A 19,406-nucleotide genomic window follows, 5' to 3' on the forward strand; every position below is an offset into this window, starting at 1 on the left:
TCCAGAGATGGCAACAACGGACAGATCACTTGCTTTCGGTCAGATGCCATTCCATTGATACGGCAGGAGCACAAGATGTCGGCGCCGGTCCCTTCATTTAACCGAGATTCGCAGCGCCGCGACCGGCTCCTGATCGTCGAGGACGACCCCGTGACGCGGGCCATGCTGGCCGGTTACTTCACCGATCACAACTTTGACGTCGCCGAAGCGGTAAATTGCGCTGAGTGCCGTCAGAAGATCAGGAAGAACGGCGCCGAGCTCGTTTTCATCGACGTTCAGCTTCCGGACGGCGATGGGTTCGAACTCGCGAGAGAGATCCAGAGCGTAAGCCAGGCCGGCATCATATTCGTCACGCGCCGCGATACCGAAGTTGATCGGATCCTTGGCCTCGAGGTGGCTGGCGATCACTACGTCACGAAGCCGATTAACCTGCGCGACCTGCTCGCGCGCGCTCGCTCGGTCCTCAGGCGCCGCGCGATCGAGCGTGACGCCGCGACCGCCGGCACCACGATCGTCTTCGGACGCTGGATCATCGATCTCGTGCGACGCGAACTGTCCACGCTCGGCGGCGAGCTGGTGCATCTCACGCGCGCCGAATTTGATCTGCTCGCAGCGCTGGTCGGCGCCGACGGCAGGCCGCTCAGCCGGGAGTATCTGATCGAAGTCGTCAGCAATCGGCAGACCGATGTCGATATACGTACCGTCGACGCCCTCGTTGCCAGACTCCGACGCAAACTCGCCAGCGGCAGCAACCAGCCCCTGATCACGACCGTGACGGGCATAGGTTACAAACTCATGCTCGAATCAAAGCGCTAGGCCTGTTCGGACTCTCGCAACCGTTCATTGAGCGCAGCGATAGATTCACGGCAGGTTGCCTCCAGCTGGACGGCAACAGCTTCAAGCGCATCTGCCGGCAATCGCGCCGCATCAGCCTCGATCCCGTTGCATTGGAAGAACAGACGTTCGAGACCGAGCGCACTGGCCGCACTGCCGATCCGATGCGCCAGGCGTTGCATGTGATGCCGATCCCCCATGCTGGCCGCTTCCACCATGCTCCGCGTCAGCGGAAGGCAGGTGTCAAGGAAGATGGTGCGCAGACCACGCAACCGGGGCACCCCTAGCAGTTCTTCCTGATCGTTAAAGAAATCGTCATCGATGAGAGAACCAGCGGTTAGCTCGGACGCACCAACCGGGGCGCCTGGCAGATCGTCGACACCCGCCTGCAAGGCTGATTGCAGCGCCTGTAGCGTGATCGGCTTGCCGACGCGCGCGCGGATGCCATTGGCAGTGAGCCGTCCCTGTGTGCGATCCGACAAGTCAGCTGTCAGTGCGATAATCCGTGGCGATCGATCAAGCTGCAGTTTCCGAATGAGCCTGGCCGTGGCAATGCCGTCCATCTCCGGCATATGCACATCCATGAGTACGACGTCGAAGGCACCTGAGCGAACGAGCTCCAGAGCCATGGCCCCACTCGATGCTACGACTGGCTCGTGACCGAGACGAACAAGGAGGGCATGCCCCACGTCGCGATTGACCGGATCGTCATCGACGAGCAGCACGGACAGCTTCGTCGCCGGAGGTCTCGTCTCGACAACGGCCGGCACCAGTTGCGCCCGATCGAGGGGAATGGACAGAGTAAACGTGCTTCCCTTGCCGAGTTCGCTGCGGACCGAGAGATTGCCGGCCATCAGCCGCGCCAACCGGCGGGAAATGGCGAGGCCAAGCCCCGTCCCGCCGAACCGACGCTCGATATCGCTGTCAGCCTGCACGAAGTCTTCGAAGATGCGCTCCTGAATATCCGGCGCGATTCCGATACCCGTATCCGTAACCGACAGATGGAGCATGCGGGGAGCATCCAGTGTATCGAATGCGAGATCGACCTGGACGCTACCTCGCGCGGTGAATTTGACAGCGTTGCCGAGTAAATTGAGCACCAATCGATTCAGCTTGATCGGGTCGCCGGCGACATCCGCGGCCACATCGCCTCGCATCGACAGGCTCAACGTCAATCCCTTCGCCTCCGCCTCCTCCCTCAACAGATCCAGATCTGCTTCGATCAGTTGATCCAGGCGAAAACTGCGGAATTCGAGCTTGTCGGCGCCTGCTTCGAGGCGGGCATAGTCGAGAATCGATTCGATCAGTGCGAGCAGGGTATCGCCCGAGACCTTGGCGGCCGTGAGCAAGCGGATCTGACGCTCGTCCAGGCGGCTATTATCGAGCAATTGCAGCACGCCTATCACGCCGTTGAGTGGAGTCCGCAGTTCATGACTGACGACCGCGAGGAAGCGCGACTTGGTTTCATTGGCCAGTTCGGCCGCCTGTCGCGCGTGATGCGCTTCTGCCCGTTCCTCGATCGCTTGATCGCGCGCCTGCGCGAGCTCGGTTGTCCGCGCCACAACCCGTCCTTCAAGGGTCAGATATGACTCCCGCAGGCGCTCTGCCATCCGGTTGAACTGCTCACCCAAAGTCTGCAGTTCGTCGCCCGTCCGAATGACGAGTTTCTGATCGAGATCGCCGCTTCCGATGCGTTCTGCACCTTCCGTCAACGCACGGATCGGATCGGCCATACGACGGCTGAGCAACAGCGCCGCGATAAACGCACAGAACAGCGAGACAAGCAGCAGCAGCGCCGAATTGAGCATCGACGCGTAGAGCGACGCATAGGCTTCGTGAGTTGGCAGTTCAACGAACACCTTCCAGCCGACCGGCGCGATGGATGTGTGAACCGAAAGAACGCGTTTTCCCGCCAGATCGGTGACGACGGAATCCGCATCGCTGCCTGCGCTTCCCGCGAGCGCGGACGCAACCTGCGAAAGCCCCGACAGGTCGGTGTTCTTGAGCACGAGGCGGAGATCGGGATGGGCAATCAGACGCCCCCTCGTATCGACGACGAAGGCATTGCCCTCATTGCCGACCTTGATCTGCGAGACGAGATCCCACATGAAGCGCAGATTGACATCGGCGATGATCACGCCGCCATCCGCGCCGCTCACGGCAACCGTGATATACGGCTCGGTCTCGCGGAAGAAGAAGATCGGCCCGTAATAGATGCCGCGTGCCTTCGCATCGACGAATGCGGGAGACTGCGAAAGGTCCGTATTGCTGCGGACCATGTCACGCACATAGCGCGACACGCGCAATTGCTCGCGACCTTGCGGATCGAGTTGGGCGATTTCGGAGATCGCCGGCGTCAGGCGCAGCAGGCGAATGCCGGTTATGCGCATTTCCTCCGGCGGAAGCATCTGCAGCGAGAGCTGGGATAACCAGACGAGCTGCCGCTCGATCTCCTTGAGAAACTGATCGATCTTGTCCGCCGCGGCACCGGCCTGCTCGCGTTGCACAGCGATCAGCAGGCGTTGCTGCTCGCGATAGGAGAATATCGCATCGATCACATTGTTGGCGATCAGCGCCGCCGAAACGACCACCAGAAAGGAAACGAGATACTTGCGGAACAGACCGCCGCGTACCGGTGGTCGTGTATCGCGATCGGCGCCGATCGCGCTCATTCGATGATCTTGTCCGCGCGGGCCAGCAGCACCGGCGGCACCGTCAGGTTCAGTGACTTCGCAGTCTTGAGATTGATGATCAGCTGATAGGTGCGCGGCGATCGCACCGGCAGCTCCGCGGGCTTGGCGCCGCGCAAGATCAGGTCGATATATTCGACCATCGCCTCCACCAGCTCCGAGCGCTCCGACGCCGCCGATTCATACTTGAACCCGTAGGAGACCAGGCCACCTTCGGTCATAAAGAAGTGATAGGAATAGACCGCCGGGACCGCATTTGCCGCGACAGCGGATACGATCGCCTTGCGGTTGAGGACGGTGAACGCATCCGGCGTCACGACAAGCCCGCCGGCCGGTGCACCGCCGAGCCGGGCAATCTGCGCCGATATGTTGTCCGGATCCGAAATCGGAAGCGGGATGATGTCAACGCCGAAAGATGATGCCATCTCCCTCAATGGATCGAGATAGTAGTCGCCATTGCGCGGCGCGGAGAGCGGATTGAAGATCACACCGACGCGCTTGACGCGAGGCGCAAGCTCCAAAAGGATCTCCAGCCATTTGCTCCCCATCGACGGATGGCTGGTCGTGAAGCCCGTGGCATTTCCCCCCGGGCGCACCAGGCTCTGCACAAATCCGCTGCTAACCGGATCCGCGGCCGTCGAGAAGACGAGCGGAATGGTCTGGGTCTCACTCAGAATGGCTTGGGCGTCGAGCACGCCACCCGTGATGATGAGATCCGGCGTCCGTGCCACGATCTGCTTGGCCATCGCCTTGCGTTGGACCGGATCGTTCAGACACGACAGCGCTTCATACTCGATCACACGCCCATCGACCCATCCAAGCTCGCCAAGTCGGGCCTTCATCGCTGCCAGGCGTGCAACGGTCATAGGCTCGTCATAGGCGGTGCTCAGTAGGAATGAGACGCGCCGCCGCTCGAGCGCCACCTGCGCGACCGCCAGACGCGGCAGGGCCAAGATCGCAGCAAACGCAAGAACACTTCGTCGATGGAGCGCGATAGTCTTCCGCATGAGGAATTTCCCAGCACAACAGCGAGACGTTCTACCGCGGGGAGCGGACGTCCCACTACTCGCTTTTCTCAAATATCCGAAATGGACGACCTGAGCGAGAACGGTCAAGCGCTCGCCGCCCGACGGGAGAGGGCCTAGACGGTCAAACTCGGCAAGCGTGCCGTGCGATTACGGGAATTACAGTGCTCGCTGGCTTTGCCAGCACCATCGGCTGGCCCGGGACCTTTGGTGCCCAGGGGCGGCTCCGCATTGCAAAGCTATAATATTGACAAGACACATGATTTTTTTGGTTGATCCGAGACGCTACCAACGTCGATACCAACAATTTGCGAATGTTGACTGAGTTTTGCCGGGACAACGAATGCCCGGCCGCCAGCGGGCGGATATCGTCGACCAGCACCACCGGCAGGCAGACTACGGCACCATTCCCGATATGGGTAGGGCGTTGCTTTTCGATGAGACCGATCACCTGGGAGCGTGCTTCGCCAAAAACCGCTTCGATATGGATAGCAGCGAACAGTTAAAGGAGGCCGATCAGGTCACTTGGGACGGCTTCAGTAACAAGGTGGACCAGCACTTCGAAGGGGAGGCGTGGCGCCCCCCGATCACCGCCGCGTCCAGTAGCGCTCGTGGCATACTCGAAGCGTTGGACAGGCTCAGACCCACCAACTGGCTTCGGTAGGATAGCATACTTCGCAGCTTCGGACACGACGGGCCTGTGAACATTGCCCGATATCTTGATCAACTAATACCCATCCTGGCCGAGCACCCGCGACGCTGATTTAAAATAGGCGAGAATCGACCTCTACAAATTTGGCTCTGCCGCGCGAACGAAATCCGTAGCGCCTATACCCACGCCGTCGAATTCTGGCAGGAGCGTGTTCGGATGATGCGTTTTTGGGCCGACGCGCTTGACCTGTTGAGGGAGAACGGTCGCGTCCTCAGAGTGAGAGTGTGAAGGAAAACACGAACCGAAATGTAGCCGCGCCACTTAAGTAGCCTCATCACGTCGACATGTTCGCTTTAAGAAGCGACAGAAGTGATTGTACTGCCACAAGTCGCCGACGTCCGACCGTTGTGGTCGCGAGATGTCCCGCTCCTATCAGTTCGTAAAGCTTCGTGCGCCCCAAACCGGTCGCCTCACATGCTTCGTCGATCGTACAGGTGAACCGCTGGGAGAATGCAATCGTCTGCGGTTCAGCAGATTTTGGAAGGCATGGAGTAGCCTGTGGCTGCTGTCCTCCGTTCTTCTCTCGACGTCTGTATCTCACGAAGCCTCCCAATCGCAAAGCGTTCGACGGCGAGAGTTGACCGCGCGACGAGCAACGTCAATGCGAGCAAGCGAGGGCCCTTGCGTACAACAGCGTGCTTCGACGGACTTTTCGAGCATATCCGGACATCAACGGCGGTGAGGTGAATTTTCACTGACCGCATCAGCCACAACAATGAGTCGCGGCGGGCATGGCGGCTGTCATGCTTGCTTACCGAGATCTATGCTATCTCACAGCCTCCTGTGAAGTTGCGGAGGGCTAGTTGTGACCGATACGGTGCAGGGGCAAACTAAACCTATCGTCGGCAACATCGTGCTTAGCCATAGTCGCAGAACCCGCAGCTTTCAGTTGGCTCAATGTCCCTCAATTGTGCGATGTAATTTGACGCCTCTGGAGCGACGACCGGTCCCGGAGCGCCTCGTCGTCCTCCCTGAGCTTCTATGTGAGGTCTGGAATCCCTTCACGATGCAGTCTATGCCGAGACGCCATTGTCGAGCAGGCTTTTCTCACCCTTCGGCGTGAGCTGATAAAGGTCGCCGTCCTTCTGGACATAGCCGTCCAGCACCAACTCTTCTGCCTTCGCTGTATCGTCAAAAGCAAAGGCGTTATCGATTTCCCGCAGAACCATCAGTTGATCGTCTGTAAGCATGGGAACCTCCATTTCCCTAGCAACTACGGAACGCGCAGCTTGTTCCCATTTGCGATGTCATGCTGAAGACGTTGTGGCTTCCGCCTCTAACGCACGCTGTCGTTTGCGCGTCTCTCGCGTTGTGGGCAAAGAGATCCCCAATCGATTCGCCTGACGTCTGACGGCCTGCACATTACGTTTCATGGCCGCAGCAATTTTGATCGGCGATGCCCCCGCTTCAGCCATGGCTTTAAGTTTTTCACTTTCGTCGGCCGACCAAGGCCGGATTAGTGGCATCATCACTCATACTCCACCAACCGAAGCGGCGTCTTTTCCCTATGGCGCTCGTAGGCTGCAATCGCCTGGTTCGACAGCAGCAGAGGACTGACGACTCCCTGCCCGATCTGGTACGCGACATGCTTTCCAATAAATTCAAACGCTTCTTGCAGGTCGCGCAAGCGGCCAACCCCCGCCAGGTAATCCAGCGCGATCTTTACAGATTGCTCGTGCAGGGATTCCGTTGACTGGCTCAGGCTGCCAACTCCTTGCGAACTGCGGCGGCTGAGTTGCCGACCTTGGCGACCGTCTTCTGCAGCTTGTCTTTATCCACGCCGAGCTCCTTGGTCCAATACTTGACCTCATGCGCCTCGTGCATGTTGATCTTGCTGCGATCCGGCTGCCCCTTGTTATTCAGATCGTCCATGGCATCCTCCAGTGTTTGATGCCTAAAGGAACGCATTTCTGACTTTCTTGTTCCGGCGCGGCCAGTGAGGCAGCCGCCGCGGTAGGTCGCCGCGCCTCTTCGCGGTACTGATGCCGGCCTTCTAAAGGGACGAGGTGTCTTTTTGCCGCCGCTTGATCTGCACGAATGAACTTTGGGTTGAGTGGCGGGTTGAGAAATATGCCCAAACGCACACGGACATCGGCCCCTATGGGCCTTCAACCTTCCCAGTCGGAATCCTGCTCGCAGATGATGCCGGCAATGCCGATGGCAGGAAATTCCAAGACCGGCCCATTTCGTCCGATCAAGAAATCGGCGAGCGACAAGGAACGTGCTCACTCTGCGAAAGCGACGCTCCGTAAATCATTGCAGAAGCAGCGAGCTATGCAGCGCGGCTAGCTGTTGCGCTGAAGATCGTTTTGCCGAAGGAACGAGAGGCCATGCACCGTAAGGCGGTGATGATCGGTCTCCCCCTCATTGTGCAGTTGGTCAAGATGCTGGGCAAGCTGCGCGCGGACGCCCGGTGCTTCCGAATGTCCTGAGAGGGCGCCATAAATATCGATGGCGCGGTCGACGGCCGGGATGTTCATGGCGAGCTTTCTGATGGCCACAGCCACCCGTTCACCGTCGCCATGTGCGACAGTTGTCGAAGTCAAGTCCCGCTACTTCCTATCGTTCCGAAATTTCTCAGTTTTCAGTCGGAGCCAGGTGATCTTACCGGATGATGGATCGAGTTGGCATTCAGCCAGTCCTCGTTGTCTGCAGCTGAGATCCAGTAGTGTGCCATCTGTAAAAGCCGGAGAGCTTCAGCCTGGTCCGTGGCTTCTTTTGCCTGTCTCGCTGCATCGGATGCCATCAACCGAAACGACGTACCTTGGCGCATTTTCGCTCTCCATTTCAGCGAAAACATAAGCCACTGTTGCGCTAAAGGTTTCTTCGACGGGTGGGAGGACTTACGTAGTCCGGCTCCAGTGACGGAGCCGGACATTTAGCCTTAGAGATCTTGCTCTGCTTCGACGTTGACGACAGATTTGGCCAGCGCGGTCAACGCAACGTCGGTGGCCTTCTCTTCCTTCAACGTGGCATCGAGAAGCGAGACAGCTTCAGGCATCCCCAGCTCCTTCGCCCAAGTCGCCAGCGTTCCGTAGCGGGAGATCTCATAGTGCTCCACCGCCTGTGCCGCGGCAGCAAGACCGGCATCGAGAGCAGGCATGCCCTTGTATTCGGTCATGATCTCTGCGCCTTCCTTGGTAATACCCATGATGGCTTCACACTTCTTGGCGGTCGGCTTCTTGCCGAATATCTTGAACACGCCTTCGAGCCGCTTGATCTGACCAACGGTCTCCTTCTGATGCTTCAGAAAGGCGGCCTTGAGTTCTTTCGATTGTGCGGCTTTTGCCATCTTCGGCAGCGTGGCGAGAATCTTCTTCTCGGCGAAATAGACATCCTTGAGCGTGTCATGGAAAAGGTCGGCAAGAAGCTTCGGCTTTTTGGCCATGGGAAATTTCCTCCAGTAGCCCCGGTGAGCTGGGGCGGCTTATCACGCCAGCCCAACAGACCGCTGGAACTTAAGTTCCGATGAGGAGCTGCGCTCTTCTTTCCAAAACGCGATGGCCTCTGTTCAGTTGCCCTTGATAGCGCCCAACGAAAAAGGCCCCCGGGAGGGAGCCTTTTTTTTGAAGAGCAACGCGTTCAGCGATGGCCGTGGTGGATTCCACGATGCATGTGACCATGACCGCGCTTCACGATAACAACCTTGTTGGCACGATGACCGCGATGGTAGCCGCCGTGATGGCCGCCGCCATGCCGCACCACTACGGTCTGAGCATCAGCCTGTGAAGTAGCGGCAGGAACAGCGATGCCGATGGTAGCGAAGGCAGCGATAGCCAAAAGAACTTTGCGCATTATCTTCTCCTTTGAATGAGCGGAGATTGAATGCGCGACTATAGGGGCCGTTCCGTCGTCTCAGGATAAATTTCCTGAATGATTGTTCAGGAAACGCCGTCAAACCTGCTATTGCCTGCGCCGTAGCGTCTCCACTGCCGCCATCCCCGCGGACATCATGCCGCCGAACGTGCGCTCACCCGCATTCACGCGCTTCAGTATTTTCTTGGCGACGAAACAGCGGTTCTTGTGGTTGTCCAACTCGCGCGGCAAGACCTCGCACGCTTTGGTAAGGGCTATCTCCATCTCGAGAATTGTTCGCTTGTCGACCATCTGCGCGACCAATGGCGGTGCGCTGGCGACTGGCCGTCCTGCAATTCCATCTTCCATCAACATGACGACCTCCCTTGTTTTCTCCTATATCGTGCGTTTGGTGTTTTAGTTCCTTCAATGGGAGCTGCGGTGCTTACGGCAGCTACCGAAATGGGCAACCCGCTGTGACGCGCCGCGCTGCAGCGCACCATCAATTCATTCTGGACCCTGCGATCTACCGTCGCTACGCTTTGCACAAGTTCGCCTCAAGATGCGAGCGCCGATGACAGAGATTACAGGGAGAGACCATTGAACGTTCTTCAGAAGATGAATCGGAATACCCCAGATGAAGCCACTATTATTGCGTGGGGGCTTTTTTGCTTCATCTTGGTATCGGCCATTACCATGATTGGTCTCTACGTTGGTTTTCGGCATTAGATAGTGAAAGCCCCCGTGGACGATCCGGCGGGCTTTTAATTTTTCAACCTCTGCCGGCGACGGCCCCATCAGATGAAATACTGGAGAGACGATTTCGAGCTCAACTGGACGCTCCGCGATATCGGTGGCGGCCGGCTGAAGCTGTCCCCGATCACGGAAGACCAACTCAGCGAACTCCTGGAGATGGGCCTCGTCGAAATCGTGGACGACCAGGTCAAACTGACGGAGGCCGGAAATCGGAAGGTGTTCTGATTTGGCTCACACAGAACAAGGGAGCTTGCGATGAACATTCTCCACATTCACTTGGCCTCGATATGGGCTCGTATTGCCGCCCTGGAGTCCCGAACACCTACCAACGGCTTCCCTCGTTCGCGGGCCTTGTTTGCACCGCTGTCGCCGGCCGCCCGAGGGCGGCAGCGGCTCGCAACACCGTTGCGCCGCTGTCGGCAAGGCTGATCAATCGAGCAATGACTTCTGGAGTCCAGGTCCTGTTAATCGGCGTCTTGCCATGGCTCCACTAGTGGATCTTCTGGTATCCCGTCTCGGTGAGCTTCACTTGATCGTTCACTACCTCACGAGGCCCATCTCCAATAGCTCGCTCAGTTGGTCTTCCGTGATCGGTGACAGCTTCAGCCTGCCGCCGTGGATGTCGCGGAGCGTCCAGTCGAGCTCGAAATCGTCCTTCCAGTTTCTCAAAGAACTCTCGCTTCAAGGGATGGCTACCCTGCAGCGTGGAGACATTGTTATCGGTTATTGCCGCAGTCGACTTAGCATATCGGCTGGGATCGGGGTGAGGTTGTGGTGCGGTAAAAACTCGCGCGTGTGGCGAAACGGTGACAGCTTCGAGATGCGCGTGCACATAGGATTGTGATCACCGAACTTTCACAGGGGAGTCCGCATGAAACAGATTCTGATGGCCGCTGTCATTCTAACCTTGGGCGCAGCTTCGGCTTCTGCCGCCGATCTGGCAGCTCGTCCCTACACTAAAGCCCCGCCCGCTCCGATTCCGGTAGGCTACAACTGGTCGGGCTTCTATCTCGGTGTCATGGGTGGTTACGGCTGGTCGGATCGCGTCAACGTCGGCGGTGTCACGACCACGAGCAGCGACCTGCAGGGCGGCTTCGGCGGCGGCACTATAGGCTATAACTGGCAGACGCCCGGTAGCATTTGGGTCTGGGGTCTTGAAGCAGACGCGGCAGCGTCAGACATCTCATATAGCCAGACCGGCTTGTTCGGCATTTTTCCGGTCACGCTTGAGGATAAGATTCGTTCATTCGGGAGTGTCACCGGTCGCATCGGTGTGACGTCAGGCGCAGCGCTGTTCTACGCCAAGGGCGGTTACGCATGGGCCGATAATCGCTTTTCGATCGCCGGCCTGGGCGGCAGCTTCAGCGAGAGCAAAGTGCTGTCGGGCTGGACCGTCGGCGCTGGCGTGGAATACATGTTCGCCCCCAACTGGTCGCTCAAGGGTGAGTACATGTACGCCGACTATGGCAGCGAACGTTATCTGACTGCATTTGCTCCGGGCGGTCTGGAGCTTGGTGCCACCACCCACACTGTGAAGGGCGGCATCAACTATCACTTCAACTGGGGCGGCTCAAACTTCTAAGTCCCAACACTGAATTCAACAGACCGGGGCCCGGCGAAAGCCGGGCCTTTTCCCTGCCTACGCATAATCTCCGCCAATGCCGGGAAGGCGTTACCGGGATTTGGTCAGAGGCTAGTGTCGGTCAGACCGCGACGACCGCCGAGATGCTAAGAACCGTGATCGCGTTGTGCAGCCTCTCTACAAACTCGACAGCGGTCTTGAGATTGGCATAGGTGCCGCTATTGTGCTGTTCGTTGACATTCGCGATGTCAGAACGGCTCGCGTCGCAGATGCAAGTAGCGAGGATTGAACTCGCCGCAGTCCGCCAGACCCGCCCAATTTCTGATGGTGAGAGACCCGCTCTTGAAGTCGGCAAGATCGGTGTCTCGAAGGTTGGCCAAAGCGCGGTTTACGGTAGCTAGCGACAGCCCGAGAGCCTCTCCCAGCTGATTAAGACCTATCGGCAGAATACACGTATCGTCACGCGTCAAGCCGGAAGCCCGCGATCGGTAGAAGAGTTCGCAGAAGAGATGAGCCATGCGGGCAGGGGCGGACCGCGCGCTATTGTTCGTGATCGCTTCACGGAAGATGGCTGCGTCGATCAGGGTTTCACGCCAGATTGCAGCGCCAACCTTTGGTCTACTATCGAATAACTTCATCAAGTCCCGATGCGGGACCGAGGCGACGACGGCCTTGCCGATCGCGCAGACGGCATGATCCATCACCTCGATGAACAGACACTGTGAATCCGGCATGTCGCCAGCGAGATGAAAGGACAAATACTGGCGTGCGCCGTTCGGCAGGAGATGATAGCGAGCCAGCATTCCTTCGACGACGATTGCGGACACCTTGGGTCGATCGCCTTGCCGAATGAAGTCCTCATGACTATCCAATTCGCGGACAGAGCACGGCAGGCGGCGGACCTCCAAAAGGTCCTCTTGGCTCAGGTGCGAGTGCTCTTTCAGTTTTTTTATAAGGACGACTAGAGGGTCGATTGTAGCCTCCTACGCGGCTGAACCTGTTCGGCTGCGCTCAGCATCCTAGTCATCTTGACGGTGGCTTCAACTCGCTCGAAAGCCAACCCTTGCTGCGCTCCATCGGATCGACCTCGCACCTCGCGCATCTAAACTCCGAATCTCCCTTTTCAGATGACGTCATCTTGCGATTGCACTTTGGGCATTTCGGCGCTGAAGACCCAATAACTGTCATTGGGTTTGCTCGCGAGCGCTGATCTCTCGCCGAACTTCTCGAACACTTGCGAAATGCAGGCCAAGTTCACGAGCACGTTTTTTGACGGAAGCCATTGGTCGCTTCATAGCCGCACATGCTCGTAGAAGCGAAGCCCCCTCTGCATGCAACTGTTTGAGCTTCTCCAAGTCCGCATCTTGCCATGCGCGGGTTATCAGCTGACGCTCATTCATGTCGGTTCCTCCAACGGTTCCTCGGGATGGAACCACAAGCCAGGAGGTGACATCGTCTCATTTGAGACGAATTTACCGAGAGCGGATCTCAATGTTTTTTTGCGGTGCACCTTCGCCGTTTTGGCACCCGGATCCTTGCCACCCACGGCGTCGTCTCCACCATGCTGGCGATGTAATCGCGTCTGGTGCCTTCCATGTCAGACTTCCGAAGTGTCATCGACCGAGGCTCAACGCGCAAGTTGAGGCAGCAGAAGCCTGCGATCGAAGATTGACGTCCTTGGGAGCTAGGCAAGTGCGCGTCGGGCCTGACCGGCTTGTCGATACTGGAGGGTGTTGTCTGGTTGCTCGAACAGCAACGTTAGGGAACATTGCTGCTTAAAGGCCTGGCGGGTAGGTCGCTCTACCGCCGGGCCGACCGAAGCGAGGCTTCTGGGGTCAAGATTCGGTCGCTGTCATCCTGCGTTAACTCCGACCGCAAATCCATCAGCCATTAGATTGAGGCAACTCGCTCAATCCTGTTCTCGAAAAGCGTGGAACAACTCTGGAGCGAAGTACGTTCTGATTACCAACTCTGACGTCCATACCAGTCGTCGACTTCCTTCGTGGTCTGGTCCTTGGCGTAGCCATAACGCTCTTGAAGACGACCCTCGAGTTGCTCCCGTTTGCCGTTGATGACGTCGAGGTCATCGTCAGTGAGCTTGCCCCACTGCTCCTTGACCTTGCCCTTCATCTGTTTCCAATTTCCTTCGACCCTGTTCCAATCCATTTTTTCTCTCCCTTGTTAGTGGGATGAACGTCGTGATCAGGTCTTTGTTTCCCGTGCGACACTAAGACAGCGCCCGGCAGTCTGAGAAGCGCCCCGAAAATTTTTAGCGTCACCCCTTGACCGAAAGCAGCGAAAATCTACATCGATAATCGCCTTTAAACGAAAGGAGTTAGGAGGCCCAGCATGACAAGCGCTGCCATGTCGATGAATGAAATCCACGCGAATTCTCTACTCGCCAGCACCTTCTCGCACCCGCGGGAGGTTCTTGCCAATCCCTTCTTAGACACGCTGCAAAAGCGATGCATCCTAGCCGCTTGGGCATCGGATGCGTTTACTGTCGAAGGGAAGCCATGGCTACGCCAAATTCCAGGCTCCCATGAGACTGTTAGGATCGGTGATATTCTCGCAGCTCTCCGATCCCTTGATGAGGATGACGGTCCTCCACCGAAGACGTCGCGAATGCCGTTGCCGGAAGCACCCATACGTGTCCGAGCCGTGGGCCAGACCGTAGGAGAGGATCGACGCCGCCGTTTAGCGGACATCCATCCATAAGACGCGAAACCATTTTCGCAAAGAAGCCGCCCGAGCATATTGCTCGGACGGCTCAATCGTCGACCCATCGAAAAGATGGATGCACGTCCGCCGCAACGTCAATGAGTGTCGGTCCTTTTCCACTTTTCAAGGTCCGGCTTTTCCCGGTCCTGAGCAAACTGTTCCTTTTCCGGCACGCCTTTCCAGGGCTTGTCGGTCTGTTTCGTCGGAGCCCAATCTGACTCCGTGCGGGGATCATCTTTGGGATTTTCTTTGCTCATGGTCCCTCCGAAATGCTACTTGCCGGCGCCGATGTTGCCGCCCTTGATGTTGCCCAGCGAGTTGTCCCCTTGCCCCGAATTGCCGCTGTTGCCCTTCAGAGCGGTATTGCCGCCAGTATATGTGCGGCCGGTACCGGTGGTCATGCCTTGACCGGAGGTGACGCCCTGCTGAGTGTGGTGCCGGCGGGACTTTTCGGCGGACGCCGACGACATCGTGGCACCGACGAGGAGAAGCGCTGTAGCGCTGATCGTTATAATCTTTTGCATTGAACCAAAGCCAATCTGTTCATGAAGCCCTTGTCAGTCGAACGTGGCGCTGCCTGACTCGTTCCGCGCCGGGCCCCCACTAACAGCCTCGTGGCAATCCCCGAACCGGCCCGCCAAGCTCTTCTCGTGGCGGTCAGATAAACTAACGAAAAGCGTGCAGGCAAGGTGAGCTACACAAGAAGGCGCGGCCGAAGAGCATCCTGGCCGTGTACAATCGCTTCTTTATCATTCTGGAGATGCAAAACCAGATCGTAGATGCGCCCCCTCGTCAAAGCGTTTACGCGCCTGGCAAAACCAAGATATCGGGCGATCTGATCTTCCAGTCCGATGCACTTGGTACACATATTGCGCTCCCATTTCAGGCTGGAGCTATGCTCTCATCACTGATTATTAGCCAAAATCCGAGCAGCGATGAAGGTCAAGTAATGCGACCGGCTCTTGTTCCCTGCACTCCTACGCAATGAATAAAGGCCCCGCACCGCGGGGCCTTTATTCATCGAAGCAGCAGGACCAGAATGATCAGCGGCAGTGGAATTCCAAGTAGCCATAGCAGAATAGGCATTGTTCTCTCCTTATCGCGTGCGACGCGCTTTCCAAGTTCCGTCTCGAAGTCCACCGCCCTCGGTCGCCGCCAGGCTCGCAGAAAAGGCGCCAATCAAAAGTGATGCCGTGAGCCAAAAGGCGAGCTGCATTGCAGCCTTTCGAGCATTATCGGCAGCGGCCTTTGCATCATTGGTGACTTCGGTAACGCGCTTGTCAGCATCAGGTTCGCTCAAACCGGTGCGAGCGGCCACGACTTTATTGACGTAAGCGCGATCGGCTGGCTTCAGCTCACCGGCTCGGAGGCTAGAGGCCATTATGCGGGACAGTTCACCGCGCGCGTCAGCACTGTTGCCATCGCCAGATGGTGTCGATGGACGCAATAGTGCGTCGATGAAGCCTTCGACCGGTCCCGCCTGCGCCGCAGACGCCGTCGCACCAGCAGAGACTCCCGACGTCGCGCCGCTTAAAACGGTCGTCGCGGGCGAAGCTAGGAGTACAGCACCGAGCACCGTTGCAAATGCCCATGCCAGAAACCCATGCGCGGTGTCGCGGAAATAGACCTCATCTGCATGAACGCCAATCCAGCGCGACCGCAGACGACCAGCGAGATATCCGCCGATCGACGACGAGATCATGGCGATGACGATCAGATAGATTCCCGTCGTGATTTTGAATGTCGTAGCCGATACGCTGGACGACCAGGGCGACACGACTGACAAACCAAGCCCTGCCCCGAAAGCAATAAGAACGAGTGTCAACGCGAGCGAGACGACGGCACCAGCCGCGACTGCAGCCCACGAGACACCCGCAACCGAAGGCTCGTCTACGCCAGGGGAAGCTGGCTGCACGACAACAGTATCAATCATTCTGAAATTCCCCTTGGAGCGGCTCCGGAATAGATACCGATGCCCACACAATGTGCATTCAATAGTATGGTTCCGCCCGCGAAGGCGAATTCGCCTGTCTTCAGCGATTGCGCAAAGGTGGGCGGACGACGAGCTTGATAGAAAGACGCTAAGCCCCTCGAGCAACGATCAGCCAACTCAAGACGATCGCCCATCATCCAATCCGGTACGGCGACGTTGACGTCGGTACTATCGCTCAGCAGGATTGGGATCCGAACCCGGAGCGGTCTGGCGTCTGGAAATGGCCTTGCGGCTTTTACGCTCAATCCCGACAAATGTTTCAGAGTGGCCCCGGACCTCGACGCAGCACGCGCCGGCTTTTATTCCTTCTACGGGAAATCAATCTGTTTCTGATGTTGGACATTGCCGTCATGCGGCAGAGTGATCCGAGCATCTTGCTGGCGCGTAATATCTTCAGCATCGACTCGGAAGGAAAATTAACTTGAAAACATACGGCATCGCCTATGTCGCGACGGGTCTAGTATTTCTCGCAATCGACGCGATCTGGCTAACGTTTGCGGCGCAGCGTCTGTATCGGCCCCTGATGGGCCAGATGCTGCTTGATAGCTTCCGGCCGGTACCGGCAGTGCTCTTCTATCTGATTTACGTTGCCGGCATCGTGGTGTTCGCCGTTGCCCCGGCGATTGCTAGCCAGCGTTTGACAACGGCCACGTTCTTCGGTGCTTTCCTCGGATTCGTTGCGTATGCGACCTACGATCTGACCAACCAGGCGACGTTGCGGAACTGGCCGGTCGCGGTGACGATCGCAGATCTATGCTGGGGAACGTTTCTGACGGCGTCTGCCGCAACCATCGGCTTTCTGATCACGCGCGCGTTCACAGCTTCATCCTGACGAGCTTAAGGACGTGGCAACATTTCCGATGCGACAAGTCCGACGAAGCAGGCCGAGGAATCAGGCTCATCAAAGGTCTTCTTTGTTGCCGGCGGCGCCAGTGCCGCTCTGCGGGCCAGGCCAGAATGCGTTGACGCGGTGCTGATATTCTCGGAAGGCCTTGCCGCGCGAGCGCAGCATGTGCCCTTCGAGAGGCGGAATGCCGGAGGCGTGGACGAGGAGCCAATACATCAGCAATGGCCCGGCGAAAGCTAGCCACCCCTGCGGATAGGCGCCCGTGCGATCGACCGCGATCACGGCATAAGCCAGCCATCCCAACCATTCAAAAAAATAGTTTGGGTGGCGTGACCTACTCCAAAGCCCGACGTCGCAAACTTTCCCCTGGTTTCCGGGGTCTAGGCGAAAGGTGGACAGCTGGCGATCCGCGATCGTTTCCCCGACAACGGCCGTGATCAGGATGGCAATTCCGAACCAGTCCAGGACCTGTAGGCCAGGCGCCGGATTTTGTGCTGCTATCATGATTGAGAGGACGAGCACCAACGCAGCCAACGCCTGGATTTGCAGGAACCAGAACAGGTGCGATCTGAAGGCACTTCCCCACTGCTCGCGCAAGTGCCGGTAGCGAGGATCATCGCCTTCTCGCGCGGTGCGCGCCACGATGTGGATGCCGAGACGCAGTGCCCACAAGACCGCCAGCACTGCCACGAGTATCTGACGCGATGAAATTTCCCCCCCGGCGAAAGGAAGAAGAGCGGCCGCAGCGCCGAACACGCCAGTGGCAAACGACCATATCGCGTCGATCCATCCTGACTGGCCGGTTCGAAGCGCGACCAACCATGCTCCCGCCATGGTCAGTGAAAGGAAAATCGCAAGCGCAACGACTGCGATAACCAGTGTCATGCGATACTGTCCCGTGCCGTCCAATCTGGCATAATTTTCGCGACGGCTTTCTCGCAAGGCCAATTACACGACCTCATGAAACATCTTCATAGGCCAACCGAGGCTAGCCAAAGGAATCTAATGGCTGTGCCGCCGCCATCGTTCAAAATCCCACGATCGGACGTAGGAGACGCCCCAGAAATCCATGAAGGCGCGTATCTCCTTCCAAAGCAGCGAGACAGACGCAATCCGACTTCTCGCCGACAAGGGGCCGGTGATTGACTTCATCATCTGCTTCGTCGAGATCGCCGGGAAAATATTGACTGCGCTCGTCCGACAGAGATCCAGATAGAATCTGCATAAACTCCATGCCGGTGTGTCCATGGGCAGGCAGATGAAGCCCCGCTTTACCCTTAATCATCATGACTTTGGCATCTGGACTTCCAGCAATTTGGACCTTGCTCCATCTGAAGCCGGGGCCAAGCCATCGCCAGGGACCAATTTCGCAGTGGCGCATCGCATGAGGGAGCTCGATGCCCAGGTCCGGCTGTTTCCTCGGCCTGGGTTCTTTCACTAACGTGGATGGAATGCTTTCCAGCCGCTCCATGGTCCGTCCGAACAAATCCTCAGCAAGCGGAGCCAAGCGCATCTCGTCGAGGATCGCCCCGCCCATAGCCTCGAACCGGGTTAAGCGCTCGCGGCAAACGGCACATCCTTCGAGGTGGACGCGGATGACTAGCGCCGGGCCGGCACCCAACGCTCCGGCCGCAAGACGCAGAAGCGTTTCATCGCTGGGGTGATGATTGATCGTCATATATCGCGGTCCAATAGGGTTCGCAGCCGGTTCAATGCGAGCCGGACGCGGGATTTAACGGTGCCGAGCGGGATGCCCAGCTCACGAGCGATCTCCGCATGCGGCGCTTCGGAGAAGAAAGAGAGTTTCACGATGGTTGCCTGTTCATTTGACAGGGTCGCCAGCGCTTTCCGGACCTCTTCTTCCCGCTCTGCCATGATCACGATATCTTCGCCCGACGGTGGCGTGTCCGGTTCGTCACTCAGATCCAAGAGATGATCGGCCGTCCGGGAACGCGAGCGGCGCAGCCTGTCGATCCTCTGGTTACGAGCAATCGTAAACACCCATGTCGACGCGCCCGCCCGGCTGGGATCGAAATAGGACGCCTTTCTCCATACCGCGATCATGACTTCCTGTGTCACCTCCTCGGCAACCGACTCCGCGAGACCGGTCCGCATAAGGAAGCCTTTCACACGCGGCGCGAAATAGGCGAAGAGCTGCGCGAACGCCTTGCGATCCCGCGCCCGTGCAACGGCATCAATCAGGCGGATCAACTCTACAGGAGAGGGCAGCACCTCTTTTTTAATGCCCTCGCTCAAAACAATGAGCCTCGCCGCCGGACCGACGTCCCGCGTGCGCCTGATGTCGAGATGTAATCTTGCAGCATCCATTTGCCCTTCATACGCACCGTCCCCCCAATTGGATCACGCCTCAAGTGATCCAATGCGCGCTGGGTTCCGTAAATATTGGCAGCTTGGCCCGTGGAGGGAAGTCTTTTGACGAGAAAGATTGCT

General features: G+C 57.9%; 25 protein-coding genes. 5 read left to right on the top strand and 20 right to left on the bottom strand.

Translation table 11 applies throughout. From position 1 onward, the window contains the following. Positions 1 to 75: 75 nt before the first annotated feature. Positions 76 to 816, top strand: coding sequence for a response regulator (locus AB8B02_RS17790; RefSeq protein WP_439064731.1), 741 nt, complete (start codon positions 76 to 78; stop codon positions 814 to 816). Here the strand turns inward: AB8B02_RS17790 and AB8B02_RS17795 are convergent. Both AB8B02_RS17795 and AB8B02_RS17800 read right to left on the bottom strand, forming a co-directional pair. Next, the gene (locus tag AB8B02_RS17795) at positions 813 to 3,506 is read right to left on the bottom strand and encodes an ATP-binding protein (RefSeq protein ID WP_439064732.1); all 2,694 of its coding nucleotides are present in this window, start codon (positions 3,504 to 3,506) and stop codon (positions 813 to 815) included. The two genes, AB8B02_RS17790 and AB8B02_RS17795, sit on opposite strands and share 4 nt — an antisense overlap. After that, the gene (locus tag AB8B02_RS17800) at positions 3,503 to 4,531 is read right to left on the bottom strand and encodes an ABC transporter substrate-binding protein (protein WP_439064733.1); all 1,029 of its coding nucleotides are present in this window, start codon (positions 4,529 to 4,531) and stop codon (positions 3,503 to 3,505) included. Before AB8B02_RS17800 ends, AB8B02_RS17795 begins: the two co-directional genes overlap by 4 nt. A 361-nt stretch (positions 4,532 to 4,892) precedes the next feature. Between AB8B02_RS17800 and AB8B02_RS17805 the strand changes: the two genes are divergently transcribed. Beyond that, on the top strand, positions 4,893 to 5,213 hold the full coding sequence (locus AB8B02_RS17805; RefSeq protein WP_184511600.1) for a hypothetical protein: 321 nt from the start codon (positions 4,893 to 4,895) through the stop codon (positions 5,211 to 5,213). Positions 5,214 to 5,535: 322 nt separating this feature from the next. Here the strand turns inward: AB8B02_RS17805 and AB8B02_RS17810 are convergent, their stop codons facing one another. The 9 genes from AB8B02_RS17810 to AB8B02_RS17850 all read right to left on the bottom strand — a co-directional run bounded on the left by AB8B02_RS17810 (position 5,536) and on the right by AB8B02_RS17850 (position 9,431). Then, positions 5,536 to 5,802, bottom strand: a complete 267-nt coding sequence (locus AB8B02_RS17810; protein WP_199712138.1) for a helix-turn-helix domain-containing protein — start codon at positions 5,800 to 5,802, stop codon at positions 5,536 to 5,538. A gap of 472 nt (positions 5,803 to 6,274) precedes the next feature. Further along, positions 6,275 to 6,451, bottom strand: a complete 177-nt coding sequence (locus tag AB8B02_RS17815; protein WP_172980498.1) for a hypothetical protein — start codon at positions 6,449 to 6,451, stop codon at positions 6,275 to 6,277. A gap of 57 nt (positions 6,452 to 6,508) precedes the next feature. Further along, positions 6,509 to 6,730, bottom strand: a complete 222-nt coding sequence (locus AB8B02_RS17820; RefSeq protein WP_120293201.1) for a hypothetical protein — start codon at positions 6,728 to 6,730, stop codon at positions 6,509 to 6,511. Further along, entirely contained in the window at positions 6,730 to 6,888 is a 159-nt protein-coding gene (locus AB8B02_RS17825; RefSeq protein WP_158596886.1) for a hypothetical protein, read from the bottom strand. Before AB8B02_RS17825 ends, AB8B02_RS17820 begins: the two co-directional genes overlap by 1 nt. A 71-nt stretch (positions 6,889 to 6,959) precedes the next feature. Then, the gene (locus AB8B02_RS17830) at positions 6,960 to 7,133 is read right to left on the bottom strand and encodes a DUF3606 domain-containing protein (RefSeq protein WP_439064734.1); all 174 of its coding nucleotides are present in this window, start codon (positions 7,131 to 7,133) and stop codon (positions 6,960 to 6,962) included. A gap of 413 nt (positions 7,134 to 7,546) precedes the next feature. After that, a complete protein-coding gene (locus AB8B02_RS17835) occupies positions 7,547 to 7,741 on the bottom strand; it encodes a hypothetical protein (protein ID WP_147421763.1) in 195 nt (64 codons plus the stop codon). Between the two features lie 404 nt (positions 7,742 to 8,145). Beyond that, positions 8,146 to 8,649, bottom strand: coding sequence for a YciE/YciF ferroxidase family protein (locus AB8B02_RS17840; RefSeq protein WP_120293195.1), 504 nt, complete (start codon positions 8,647 to 8,649; stop codon positions 8,146 to 8,148). A gap of 194 nt (positions 8,650 to 8,843) precedes the next feature. Then, positions 8,844 to 9,056, bottom strand: a complete 213-nt coding sequence (locus AB8B02_RS17845) for a hypothetical protein (RefSeq protein ID WP_141137210.1) — start codon at positions 9,054 to 9,056, stop codon at positions 8,844 to 8,846. Between the two features lie 108 nt (positions 9,057 to 9,164). After that, complete coding sequence (locus AB8B02_RS17850) at positions 9,165 to 9,431, bottom strand: hypothetical protein (protein ID WP_439064735.1); 267 nt, start codon at positions 9,429 to 9,431, stop codon at positions 9,165 to 9,167. 426 nt (positions 9,432 to 9,857) lie between these two features. Here AB8B02_RS17850 and AB8B02_RS17855 point away from each other — a divergent pair, with 426 nt between their 5' ends. After that, positions 9,858 to 10,037 (top strand): hypothetical protein, encoded by a 180-nt coding sequence (locus tag AB8B02_RS17855; RefSeq protein ID WP_120293189.1) that lies wholly within the window; start codon positions 9,858 to 9,860, stop codon positions 10,035 to 10,037. A gap of 315 nt (positions 10,038 to 10,352) precedes the next feature. Here AB8B02_RS17855 and AB8B02_RS17860 read toward each other — a convergent pair whose 3' ends face one another. Beyond that, a complete protein-coding gene (locus AB8B02_RS17860; protein ID WP_276511282.1) occupies positions 10,353 to 10,481 on the bottom strand; it encodes a hypothetical protein in 129 nt (42 codons plus the stop codon). 202 nt (positions 10,482 to 10,683) lie between these two features. On the opposite strand from AB8B02_RS17860, the gene AB8B02_RS17865 reads away from it, so the two are divergent. Next, positions 10,684 to 11,394, top strand: a complete 711-nt coding sequence (locus AB8B02_RS17865; RefSeq protein ID WP_120293187.1) for an outer membrane beta-barrel protein — start codon at positions 10,684 to 10,686, stop codon at positions 11,392 to 11,394. Between the two features lie 248 nt (positions 11,395 to 11,642). On the opposite strand, the gene AB8B02_RS17870 is transcribed toward AB8B02_RS17865, so the two are convergent. The 5 genes from AB8B02_RS17870 to AB8B02_RS17890 all read right to left on the bottom strand — a co-directional run bounded on the left by AB8B02_RS17870 (position 11,643) and on the right by AB8B02_RS17890 (position 16,048). Further along, positions 11,643 to 12,368 (bottom strand): Crp/Fnr family transcriptional regulator, encoded by a 726-nt coding sequence (locus AB8B02_RS17870; RefSeq protein WP_120293185.1) that lies wholly within the window; start codon positions 12,366 to 12,368, stop codon positions 11,643 to 11,645. A gap of 988 nt (positions 12,369 to 13,356) precedes the next feature. Beyond that, the gene (locus AB8B02_RS17875) at positions 13,357 to 13,560 is read right to left on the bottom strand and encodes a CsbD family protein (protein ID WP_068738686.1); all 204 of its coding nucleotides are present in this window, start codon (positions 13,558 to 13,560) and stop codon (positions 13,357 to 13,359) included. Positions 13,561 to 14,210: 650 nt separating this feature from the next. Next, on the bottom strand, positions 14,211 to 14,372 hold the full coding sequence (locus AB8B02_RS17880; protein ID WP_184511611.1) for a hypothetical protein: 162 nt from the start codon (positions 14,370 to 14,372) through the stop codon (positions 14,211 to 14,213). Positions 14,373 to 14,387: 15 nt separating this feature from the next. Then, entirely contained in the window at positions 14,388 to 14,639 is a 252-nt protein-coding gene (locus AB8B02_RS17885) for a hypothetical protein (RefSeq protein WP_184511612.1), read from the bottom strand. A 572-nt stretch (positions 14,640 to 15,211) separates the two neighbouring features. Further along, complete coding sequence (locus tag AB8B02_RS17890) at positions 15,212 to 16,048, bottom strand: hypothetical protein (protein WP_120293181.1); 837 nt, start codon at positions 16,046 to 16,048, stop codon at positions 15,212 to 15,214. A gap of 481 nt (positions 16,049 to 16,529) precedes the next feature. Here AB8B02_RS17890 and AB8B02_RS17895 point away from each other — a divergent pair, with 481 nt between their 5' ends. Continuing rightward, on the top strand, positions 16,530 to 16,940 hold the full coding sequence (locus AB8B02_RS17895; RefSeq protein WP_439064736.1) for a DUF2177 family protein: 411 nt from the start codon (positions 16,530 to 16,532) through the stop codon (positions 16,938 to 16,940). Between the two features lie 69 nt (positions 16,941 to 17,009). Here AB8B02_RS17895 and AB8B02_RS17900 read toward each other — a convergent pair whose 3' ends face one another. The 3 genes from AB8B02_RS17900 to AB8B02_RS17910 all read right to left on the bottom strand — a co-directional run bounded on the left by AB8B02_RS17900 (position 17,010) and on the right by AB8B02_RS17910 (position 19,283). Next, on the bottom strand, positions 17,010 to 17,840 hold the full coding sequence (locus tag AB8B02_RS17900) for a DUF1295 domain-containing protein (protein WP_439064737.1): 831 nt from the start codon (positions 17,838 to 17,840) through the stop codon (positions 17,010 to 17,012). 142 nt (positions 17,841 to 17,982) lie between these two features. After that, a complete protein-coding gene (locus tag AB8B02_RS17905; protein WP_231079600.1) occupies positions 17,983 to 18,633 on the bottom strand; it encodes a ChrR family anti-sigma-E factor in 651 nt (216 codons plus the stop codon). Then, the gene (locus AB8B02_RS17910) at positions 18,630 to 19,283 is read right to left on the bottom strand and encodes a sigma-70 family RNA polymerase sigma factor (RefSeq protein WP_439064738.1); all 654 of its coding nucleotides are present in this window, start codon (positions 19,281 to 19,283) and stop codon (positions 18,630 to 18,632) included. The genes AB8B02_RS17905 and AB8B02_RS17910 overlap by 4 nt, the downstream gene beginning before the upstream one ends. Positions 19,284 to 19,406 lie beyond the last annotated feature (123 nt).

The sequence above is a fragment of the Tardiphaga sp. 862_B3_N4_1 genome (genome assembly GCF_051811085.1).
In the GTDB taxonomy this organism is placed as follows: Bacteria; Pseudomonadota; Alphaproteobacteria; order Rhizobiales; family Xanthobacteraceae; genus Tardiphaga; species Tardiphaga robiniae.